The organism is Bradyrhizobium pachyrhizi, from assembly GCF_001189245.1.
GTDB classification, from domain to species: domain Bacteria; phylum Pseudomonadota; class Alphaproteobacteria; order Rhizobiales; family Xanthobacteraceae; genus Bradyrhizobium; species Bradyrhizobium pachyrhizi.
In genome coordinates, this window is record NZ_LFIQ01000079.1 from 30,274 (window position 1) to 39,008 (window position 8,735).

An 8,735-nucleotide genomic window follows, 5' to 3' on the forward strand; every position below is an offset into this window, starting at 1 on the left:
GACGATTGCGACCGTCGCGATCGCCGTCAGCATGAAGATGCATGTTGCCATGATCGAGCGGCCGGACAGCCGCGCGAAGCCGCAGACGCCGTGGCCCGAGGTGCAGCCATTGCCCATCCTTGTGCCGAATCCGACCAGCAGGCCCGCGATCGCGACCACCACAAGGCTCGCGTTCATCGCCGGCCGCGGCAGCGGCGCGCCGAACAGCGCCGCAATCAGGGGCGCTGCGATCAGCCCCGCGATGAACGCGATGCGCCAGGAACGGTCGGCGCTGCGGTCGGCGGTATCGGCCTGCAGCGCGCCGCCGACGATGCCGGTGACCCCGGCGATCCGCCCGGTCAGCAGCATCAAGAGCGCGGCGGCAAGCCCGATCAGCGCGCCGCCGGCGAGGCCGGAAAGTGGGGTGAAATCGTGCATCGATGCAGATCCCTGTTGCGCAAACTCCTCAGCGATCCGGCAAAGCGGTCGGCGCGCATGCGCCAGTGGTCGCGCGGCTGCCGAGGCGATGATAGACTCCGCACCATCAGGAACAAGCGCAATCCCGCATGTTTCGCGGCATTTCAGCGATGCTGCCGGTCGGTTGGGTTGCCGCGATTCGCTCTCACTTCGTCCGGAGAATCCCATGAAATTGCCATCCGTCGCCCGCGCCGCGCTGCTCGCGCTGGCGATGCTCACCGGAACGTCCGCCGCCCTGGCTGACGAGGGCGCGGTGACGCTCGTGATCTTCAAGGGCGGCTGGGTGTTCGGCGGCTCCGCCGGCAAGGGCGTCATGACCTTCCACGGCCAGACCTATGGGCTCACGGCCGGCGGGCTGGACTATGGCCTCGTGTTCGGCGGCTCGCAGACCACGTTGCAAGGGCGGGTGCGCAATATCCGCCGTCCGCAGGACATCAACGGCGTCTATGCCGCGGCCGGCATGGGCGTTGCGCTCGGCGCCGGCGTGCGCGGCATCCTGTTGACCAACCAGAACGGCGCGGTGCTCGAACTGAGCGGCAAGCAGGTCGGCCTGATGGCCAATGTCGACCTCAGCGGGCTTGCGATCACGTTGAAGGAATAAGCGTTCGATCTCGTAGCGATCTCGTAGGACGGGTAGAGCGAAGCGAAACCCATCCTACGATCCTACGATTCCGTGATCCACTCGGCGAGCTCACGCCACGGCTGCAAACTCCAATGCCCGGACGCCGCGCCGGATGGCGACGGCAGCACGAACACCTCGGGAAAACCGCTCATGCGCGGCTGCCGACCGAGCACGAGCGCGCTGGTCGGCCTGTTGTAGAACAGGCTCGCCGCCTTCCTGCTGGTGAAGGCGACGATCTTCGGCCGAAACGTCTCGATCTTCGTCCGGAAGCCGACGACGTCGAACGACTGCCTGTTGATCTCGTGATCCATCCCGGCGCCGGTCTTGGAGAGGTCAGTGAAGCCGATGCCGAGCGCGAGCAGCGCCACGAACTCGTCCGGCCGATAGCGCCGCGGCGTGATGCCGGCCTCATGCAGCGCACGCCAGAACCGGTTGCCGGTATGCGCGTAATAATGCCCGACGGCGGCTGACCGCGTGCTGGCCGCGGTGCCGACGAACACCAGCCGCAGATCGGCGCGGAGCTGGTCGGGGAGGCGGTGGCTGTCGCTGTCGGGCATTTGAGAGATGGCGGAAGTCGCTTGGTTACCGTTGATCGGGCTACGGCGAAAGAGCCGCCGGCGTGACGGACCCGACCGTTACCATTTCCGCCGTTCTCGTCACCGGCCATGACGATGTGGAAACCAGCGTCGGGCTGTTCGTCGCAGATGCGCAGGACCAAAATAGCGAAAACAACCCCATGCAAAGGAGCTGGCGGCTGCCGCCGTCCGATACGGTACCTTGACACGTCGGGCAAATCAGGGATACATTTCCAATATTCCGAAATCGTATGAGCATCCCTCGCCCGCCAGGCTGGCGCATATGGCGTCCCAATACGCGCTACCGCACCGGCTCCTGGATCTGGTCTTCGGCCGTCACCGCCTGCGCCGGCCCAGTCGAACGCACCATCAGAAAATTTCCCGAGAACGCCGTGCCGCGAATGCTCCAGCGGCCGTCGATCTCGGTCGCGTCGGCATTGACCGCGCCTTCATAGTGCACGGTGTTGTAGCCGTAGCCCGGCGGCTCGTAGCGTTTGACGAACGACACCGCGCTGCCGGAGCGGTGACCCGCGAGCGAGGCATTGTGCGTGCTGATCGGACAGCCCGGCATCACGCACGGTTCGGTCACGCTGCCGCCGAGCGCGCCGCCGGCGTCGATCAGCGTCGCCAGGAACGTGACCATGCCGCTCGGCTGAACATAGCTGCCGTCCCAGACGCCGGTGAGATTGTCGGTCATGTCGGTCCAACGTACGATGCGGTAGGTAGCCCGCATGAGCGTAGTGATATGCGGGACGGATGAACCCGGATCTCGCTACGCTCATCCGGCTACGCTTCAGTCGCAACGATCGATGTGGTGCACGCAGCGCCTCAACGCAAGTCGCGCGCGCCGCGGCGCGGTTGCCTGACCGGGCAAAAGGGTCTGTAATCCAGCCCAACAGATCAAGAAGAATTTTGGAGCGGACATGACGGGAGAGGCGAAAACCCATTACGAGGTGATCGTGGTCGGCGCCGGCGTCGCCGGCATCTACCAGATCAAGCGGCTGGCCGATCTCGGCATCGATGCCACCGTGCTGGAAGCCGCGCCCGATCTCGGGGGCACCTGGTACTGGAACCGCTATCCGGGCTGCCGCTTCGATTCCGAGAGCTACACCTACGGCTTCTCGTTCTCGCGCGAGCTGCTCGACGAGTGGCACTGGAAGGAGCGCTTCTCCGGCCAGCCCGAGAATCTGCGTTACCTCAACTACGTCGCCGACAAGTTCGACCTGCGCAGGCACATGCAGTTCAATTGCAAGGTCGATGTCATGCAGTTCGACGAGACGCGCGATCTCTGGCAATTGAGAATCAGTGACGGCCGCGAACTGACCTGCCGCTTCGTGGTGCTCGCGATCGGGCTCTTGTCCGCACCGACCATGCCGCGCGTGCCGGGCATCGAGGACTTCAAGGGCCGCTCGTTCCACACCTATTACTGGCCGCACGAGCCGGTCGATCTCGCCGGCAAGAAGGTCGCGGTGATCGGCACCGGTGCCACCGGCATCCAGCTGATCGGCGAGATCGCCGACAAGGTCGGCGAGCTCACCGTATTTCAACGCCGGCCGAACTGGAGCGCCCCGCTCAACAACTCCGCGATCTCCAACGAGGAGATGGCCGACATCCGCGCCCGCTATGATGAGATTTTTGCTGCCTGCGCGCTGACGCCGGGCAGCTTTGTCCACGGCCCCGACAAGCGCGGCTTCTACGAGGTGAGCCGCGAGGAGCGCCTCGCGCTGTGGGACAAGCTCTATGACGAGCCCGGCTTCGGCATCTGGCTCGCGAACTTCCGCGAGATCTTCATGGATGAAGCCGCCAATGCGGAGCTCTCGGAATACATCGCGGGCCGCATCCGCCGGCGCGTGAACGATCCTGATGTCGCCGAAAAGCTGATCCCGCGGGATCACGGCTTCGGGGTGCAGCGCCTGCCGCTGGAGACGCAATATTTCGAGGCGTACAATCGCGACAATGTGCAGCTCGTCGACCTCTCCGAGACGCCGCTGGTTCGCGTCACCGAAAATGGCCTCCGCACGACGGCGCGCGACTTCGACTTCGACATCATCGTCTACGCCACCGGCTTCGACGCCATCACCGGCGCCTATGACCTGATCGACATCAGGGGCATCGGCGGCGAGCGCCTCGCCGACAAGTGGAAGCACGCGCCGTCGACCTTCCTCGGCATGCTCGTGCACGGCTTCCCGAACCTGTTGATGCCGACCGGGCCGCAAAGCGCCTCGGCGTCGACGAACTTTCCGCGCGGCATCGAGAACGGCGTCAACTGGTGCACCAATCTGCTGCAATACATGTGGGACCGCGGCCTGACCCGCGCCGACGCCACGCTGGAAGCGCAAGAGCGCTGGACCGCGCATGTCGTCAAGATGTACGAGATCATGCTGATGCGCAAAGCCAAGGGCTGGTTCACCGGCTACAACTCCAACGTCGCCGGCCACGAGGAGGGCACCGTGCGCTACTTCGTCTACAACGGCGGCACGCCGAAGTTCTTGGGGATCATCAACGGCGTGGCGGAGAAGGGGTATCAGGAGATCGAGTTTGGCGCGGCGCCGCGGGTCGGCGTGCAAGCGACCGTTGGCGCGACGGCGTCATAGGGTAGGTTAGCCAACGGGTCCGCGCAAAGCGCAGCGTAGGACCTTCGCTAGCCGATCATCCGCGTTGCTCTCCGGCTGTCGCCGCCGACCTCACATCGAGCAGCGAACATACGGCGTCTCAATGGGCACCGGTGCCTTGGAGCTGAGTATGATCTTGTTCTCGCCGGAGAGTGTTATGTCGAATGACACGTCCGAAATCGCGACGCCGTCCGAGCACGCCGCAATCACGCGGATATTCTGCCCGTCATCATGCAGCGATTTGACGGTGCATTTCTGAAACGTGCCGGTGATTTGCTTGCCCTGAACGATCAGGCCGCCCGCGTTGAGATCGGCATCTTTCCTGAACGCGAGCTTGTTGTTCTCCTTGGTGAAGACCTGGTTGCAAGCCGAGGCGTCGATCGTCCAGGCTCCGCTCAAATCCGCAGCCTGTGTCGAGGCCGCCTGCGCAACGAGAAATACGAATAGCACGGCGTTGAAGGTTCTCATGAAACTCTCCAATCAAATGGTCATTAAGCTGCAGGACCTCTGCAAAACGAATGTGGAAAGTCGCTCAATCGTCTATTTGAGGGGAGCCATGATAACATGCCCTGCGCGGCTTTCACCGTTTTTTGAGCATCGCAGCATGCGGTGAGATGAAGGGCCTTTCGTTGATCCAGGTCAATTGTTCTGGGGCGCTCTTGGTGGCTTTGGGCCGGTCGTGACCGCGGCCATCCGGACGCGCGACGGATTTAGTGAACGCTAAGGCGCGATGAGATTAGGTTGAATCGTCATCGCGCTTTAGCTCCTTGTTTGAGCATGATCTTTTCGGAAAACCGCTTCGCACTTTTCCGGATCATGTTTTAGAAGCAAAAAGGCCGGGCTTTCACCCGGCCTTTCGTTTTCGATGGATGCCCAGGTTTTGCCCGGGCATGACGAGCGCGAGGGTTAAAACACCCTGTTGCTCTCCTTCACCTTGTCTGCGTCGAGATACACGTTCTCACCCATCTCCTTGAACTTGGCGCTCATCTGCGCCATGCCTTTTTCGATTTCTGAAGACGGGATTTGAGCGCCTTCGGCTCCAAATCCCTGTTGCTCCTTGTCGTTGAGGGTCGCGGCGTAGTCGCGGACGTCCTGGGTGATCTTCATCGAGCAGAATTTCGGGCCGCACATCGAGCAGAAATGCGCGACCTTATGGGCTTCCTTCGGCAGGGTCTCGTCGTGGAAGTTCTTCGCGGTGTCCGGATCGAGGCCGAGGTTGAACTGGTCCTCCCAGCGGAAGTCGAACCGGGCACGCGACAGCGCGTCGTCGCGCAGCTGCGCGGCGGGGTGGCCCTTGGCGAGGTCGGCGGCGTGGGCCGCGATCTTGTAGGTGATGACGCCGGTCTTGACGTCGTTGCGGTCGGGCAGGCCGAGATGCTCCTTCGGCGTGACGTAGCAGAGCATCGCGCAGCCGAACCAGCCGATCATCGCGGCACCGATGCCCGATGTGATGTGGTCGTAGCCCGGCGCGATGTCGGTCGTCAGCGGCCCGAGGGTGTAGAACGGCGCCTCGCCGCATTCCTTGAGCTGCTTGTCCATGTTGATCTTGATCTTGTGCATCGGCACGTGGCCGGGGCCCTCGATCATCACCTGGCAGCCCTTGTCCCACGCGATCTTCGTCAATTCGCCGAGCGTCTCCAGCTCCGCGAACTGCGCGCGGTCGTTGGCGTCGGCGATCGAGCCCGGGCGCAGGCCGTCGCCGAGCGAGAACGAGACGTCATACTTGCGCATGATGTCGCAGATCTCGTCGAAGTGGGTGTAGAGGAAGCTCTCCTTGTGATGCGCGAGGCACCACTTCGCCATGATCGAGCCACCGCGCGACACGATGCCGGTGACGCGGTTGGCGGTGAGGTGGATGTAAGAGAGACGCACGCCGGCGTGGATCGTGAAATAGTCGACGCCCTGTTCGCACTGCTCGATCAGGGTGTCCTTGTAGAGCTCCCAGGTCAGCTTGACGGGATCGCCGTCGCACTTCTCCAGCGCCTGGTAGATCGGCACGGTGCCGATCGGCACCGGCGAGTTGCGCAAAATCCATTCGCGGGTGGTGTGGATGTTGCGCCCCGTGGAGAGGTCCATCACGGTGTCGGCGCCCCAGCGGATCGCCCACACCATCTTGTCGACCTCTTCCTCGACCGACGAGGTCACCGCCGAGTTGCCGATATTGGCGTTGATCTTGGTCAGGAAGTTGCGGCCGATGATCATCGGCTCGAGCTCGGCATGGTTGATGTTGGAGGGAATAATGGCGCGGCCGCGCGCGATCTCGTCGCGGACGAATTCCGGCGTGATGAAGGCCGGCACCGCAGCGCCAAAGCTTTCGCCGTCGGCAAGCGCGGCCTCGGCGCGCTCGAGCTGTTGTTTGCGGCCGAGATTCTCGCGCTCGGCGACGTAGATCATCTCCTTGGTGATGATGCCGGCGCGGGCGAATTCGAGCTGCGTGATCTTGTGGCCGTCGAGGCCGCGCAGCGGCCTGTGGTGCGCGGTGAACGCCTTGGCGGCGTGCGCGGCGCCGACATTGCCGTTGTCCTCCGGCTTGATGGTGCGGCCCTCATATTCCTCGACGCCGCCGCGCTCCTTGACCCAGGCCAGCCGATCGCGCGGCAGGCCGGCATTGACGTCGATCGTGACGTTCGGATCGGTGTAGGGGCCGGAGGTGTCGTAGACCGGCAGGTTCGGCTCGCCGGCACCTTCCGACAGTATGATCTCGCGCAGCGGCACGCGAACGTCGGGCGCGGCCTCCGGCGTCGCAAAGATCTTGCGCGAGGCGGGCAGCGGGCCGGTCGTGACGGCGGGACGGGTGGTGTCGGGGTTGGAGCGGATGTTCATGAGGGATCCTCCTTATCTTGTCGTCATTCCGGACGGTCCGTTAGGACCGCGGAATCTCGAGGTTGTGGCGCGAGATTCCGGGTTCACGCTACGCGTGCCCCGGAATGACGCCGGTGGAAATTTCTGCATCACGCGGCCTCCGCGCTGAGGCCGAGCCATTGTCTGACCCGCGCGTCCGGGTCGGGGTTCTGGGTGACGTCACTGACGACGGCGATCGAGTCGGCGCCGGCGGCGAAGATCTCGGCCGCGTGCTCGAACTTGATGCCGCCGATCGCGACAAGGGGGATGGAGCCGATCCGTTTCTTCCACTCGGTGATCTTCGGAATGCCCTGCGGCTCGAACCGCATCGATTTGAGCGTGGTGAAGAAGATCGGGCCGAGCGCGACATAGTCCGGCTTGGCCGCGAGCGCGGTGGCGAGCTCGGCGTCGTCATGGGTGGAGATGCCGAGCGTCAGCTTGGCTTTGCGGATCTCGGCGAGGTCGGCCTCAGTGAGATCTTCCTGGCCAAGATGCAAATGCTCGGCGCCGGCGACGATCGCCGCGCGCCAATAGTCGTTGACGACGAGCTTGGTCGGCGTGCCCTTGGTCACCGCGAGCGCGTCGCTGACGATCTGCAGCGCCCCGGCATCGTCGAGCTCCTTGGCGCGCAGCTGGATGGTGCCGACGCCGAGTTTGGTCAGTCGTTCGACCCACTTGATGCTGTCGACGACGGGATAGAACGGATCAGGATACGGCATGCCAGAACGGGGTCCCAACGACAGGGGTGGAGGGGGAGGCGAAGTCGCGGGCTTCCATCAGCCCGGCTTCGTAAGCGGTGCGGCCGGCCTCGACGCCGAGGCGGAAGGCATTGGCCATCGCAACGGGATCGGCAGCTTTGGCGACGGCGGTGTTGAGCAGCACCGCGTCATAGCCGAGCTCGAGCGCCTCGGCGGCATGCGATGGCGCCCCTAAGCCGGCGTCGACCACCAGCGTGATGTCGGGCAGGCGGTCGCGCAAAAGCTTCAGCGCGTCGCGGTTGGTGATGCCCTTGGCGCTGCCGATCGGTGCTGCCCATGGCATCACCACCCTGCAGCCGGCGTCGACCAGCCGCGAGGCGACCGAGAAATCCTCGGTGCAATAGGGGAAGACCTCAAAACCGTCCTTGATCAGGATGCCGGCCGCCTCGACCAGGCCGACCACATCGGGCTGCAGCGTGTCATTATCGGCGATCACCTCGAGCTTGATCCACGGCGTGCCGAACAATTCGCGCGCGAGCTTTGCGGTGGTCACCGCCTCCTTGACGCTACGGCAGCCCGCGGTGTTCGGCAGCACGGTGACGCCGAGCTCGCGGATCAGCGACCAGAACGCGTCGCCAGTCTTGCCGCCGGCCGCCTCGCGCCGCAGCGATACCGTGACGATGCTGGCGCCGGAGGCGCGGATCGCGTTCTGCATGATCGCAGGCGAGGGATACAGCGCCGTGCCGATCAGCAGGCGGGACGGGAAGGATTTGCCGTAGAAGGTGACCATGGTCCGTGGTGTCTCCTCAAACCGTGCCGTCGTCCCGGCGAAGGCCGGGACCCATACGCCGCGGCCTCGCAATGGGGTACGCGAGGCGTCGTTCGTTCCGCCAATAACCGGTCGTGGTTATGGGTCCCGGCTTTCGCCGGG

General features: G+C 64.2%; 10 protein-coding genes. 3 read left to right on the forward strand and 7 right to left on the reverse strand.

Translation table 11 applies throughout. The annotated features are described in order from the left end of the window. The coding region (locus tag AKL29_RS17415) for a YeeE/YedE family protein (RefSeq protein WP_152977637.1) at nt 1–417 on the reverse strand (417 nt) is incomplete at its 3' end. A 205-nt stretch (nt 418–622) separates the two neighbouring features. On the opposite strand from AKL29_RS17415, the gene AKL29_RS17420 reads away from it, so the two are divergent. Continuing rightward, nucleotides 623–1,057, forward strand: a complete 435-nt coding sequence (locus AKL29_RS17420; RefSeq protein WP_028332611.1) for a hypothetical protein — start codon at nt 623–625, stop codon at nt 1,055–1,057. A gap of 62 nt (nt 1,058–1,119) precedes the next feature. Here AKL29_RS17420 and AKL29_RS17425 read toward each other — a convergent pair whose 3' ends face one another. Further along, a complete protein-coding gene (locus tag AKL29_RS17425; RefSeq protein ID WP_050384995.1) occupies nt 1,120–1,635 on the reverse strand; it encodes a mismatch-specific DNA-glycosylase in 516 nt (171 codons plus the stop codon). Nucleotides 1,636–1,697: 62 nt separating this feature from the next. Here AKL29_RS17425 and AKL29_RS42860 point away from each other — a divergent pair, with 62 nt between their 5' ends. Then, the gene (locus AKL29_RS42860) at nt 1,698–1,859 is read left to right on the forward strand and encodes a hypothetical protein (RefSeq protein WP_157346238.1); all 162 of its coding nucleotides are present in this window, start codon (nt 1,698–1,700) and stop codon (nt 1,857–1,859) included. 95 nt (nt 1,860–1,954) lie between these two features. On the opposite strand, the gene AKL29_RS17430 is transcribed toward AKL29_RS42860, so the two are convergent. Beyond that, entirely contained in the window at nt 1,955–2,350 is a 396-nt protein-coding gene (locus tag AKL29_RS17430) for a hypothetical protein (protein ID WP_050384996.1), read from the reverse strand. A 226-nt stretch (nt 2,351–2,576) separates the two neighbouring features. On the opposite strand from AKL29_RS17430, the gene AKL29_RS17435 reads away from it, so the two are divergent. Next, nucleotides 2,577–4,247: a flavin-containing monooxygenase gene (locus AKL29_RS17435; protein WP_050384997.1), complete on the forward strand. Its 1,671-nt coding sequence runs from the start codon at nt 2,577–2,579 to the stop codon at nt 4,245–4,247. A 90-nt stretch (nt 4,248–4,337) separates the two neighbouring features. On the opposite strand, the gene AKL29_RS17440 is transcribed toward AKL29_RS17435, so the two are convergent. The 4 genes from AKL29_RS17440 to AKL29_RS17455 form a co-directional block, all read right to left on the reverse strand. Then, complete coding sequence (locus AKL29_RS17440; RefSeq protein ID WP_028332607.1) at nt 4,338–4,733, reverse strand: hypothetical protein; 396 nt, start codon at nt 4,731–4,733, stop codon at nt 4,338–4,340. Between the two features lie 438 nt (nt 4,734–5,171). Next, nucleotides 5,172–7,088 (reverse strand): phosphomethylpyrimidine synthase ThiC, encoded by a 1,917-nt coding sequence (gene thiC / locus AKL29_RS17445; RefSeq protein ID WP_050384998.1) that lies wholly within the window; start codon nt 7,086–7,088, stop codon nt 5,172–5,174. 128 nt (nt 7,089–7,216) lie between these two features. Further along, nucleotides 7,217–7,825 (reverse strand): thiamine phosphate synthase, encoded by a 609-nt coding sequence (locus AKL29_RS17450; protein WP_050384999.1) that lies wholly within the window; start codon nt 7,823–7,825, stop codon nt 7,217–7,219. Then, nucleotides 7,812–8,594, reverse strand: coding sequence for a thiazole synthase (locus tag AKL29_RS17455; RefSeq protein ID WP_050385000.1), 783 nt, complete (start codon nt 8,592–8,594; stop codon nt 7,812–7,814). The genes AKL29_RS17450 and AKL29_RS17455 overlap by 14 nt, the downstream gene beginning before the upstream one ends. Nucleotides 8,595–8,735 lie beyond the last annotated feature (141 nt).

Excerpts from the sequence above, each read along its gene's own strand:
- AKL29_RS17420 (WP_028332611.1), top strand. The coding sequence starts at position 623 with ATGAAATTGCCATCCGTCGCCCGCGCCGCGCTGCTCGCGCTGGCGATG.
- AKL29_RS17425 (WP_050384995.1), bottom strand. The coding sequence starts at position 1,635 with ATGCCCGACAGCGACAGCCACCGCCTCCCCGACCAGCTCCGCGCCGAT.
- AKL29_RS17430 (WP_050384996.1), bottom strand. The coding sequence starts at position 2,350 with ATGACCGACAATCTCACCGGCGTCTGGGACGGCAGCTATGTTCAGCCG.
- AKL29_RS17435 (WP_050384997.1), top strand. The coding sequence starts at position 2,577 with ATGACGGGAGAGGCGAAAACCCATTACGAGGTGATCGTGGTCGGCGCC.
- AKL29_RS17440 (WP_028332607.1), bottom strand. The coding sequence starts at position 4,733 with ATGAGAACCTTCAACGCCGTGCTATTCGTATTTCTCGTTGCGCAGGCG.
- thiC (WP_050384998.1), bottom strand. The coding sequence starts at position 7,088 with ATGAACATCCGCTCCAACCCCGACACCACCCGTCCCGCCGTCACGACC.
- AKL29_RS17450 (WP_050384999.1), bottom strand. The coding sequence starts at position 7,825 with ATGCCGTATCCTGATCCGTTCTATCCCGTCGTCGACAGCATCAAGTGG.
- AKL29_RS17455 (WP_050385000.1), bottom strand. The coding sequence starts at position 8,594 with ATGGTCACCTTCTACGGCAAATCCTTCCCGTCCCGCCTGCTGATCGGC.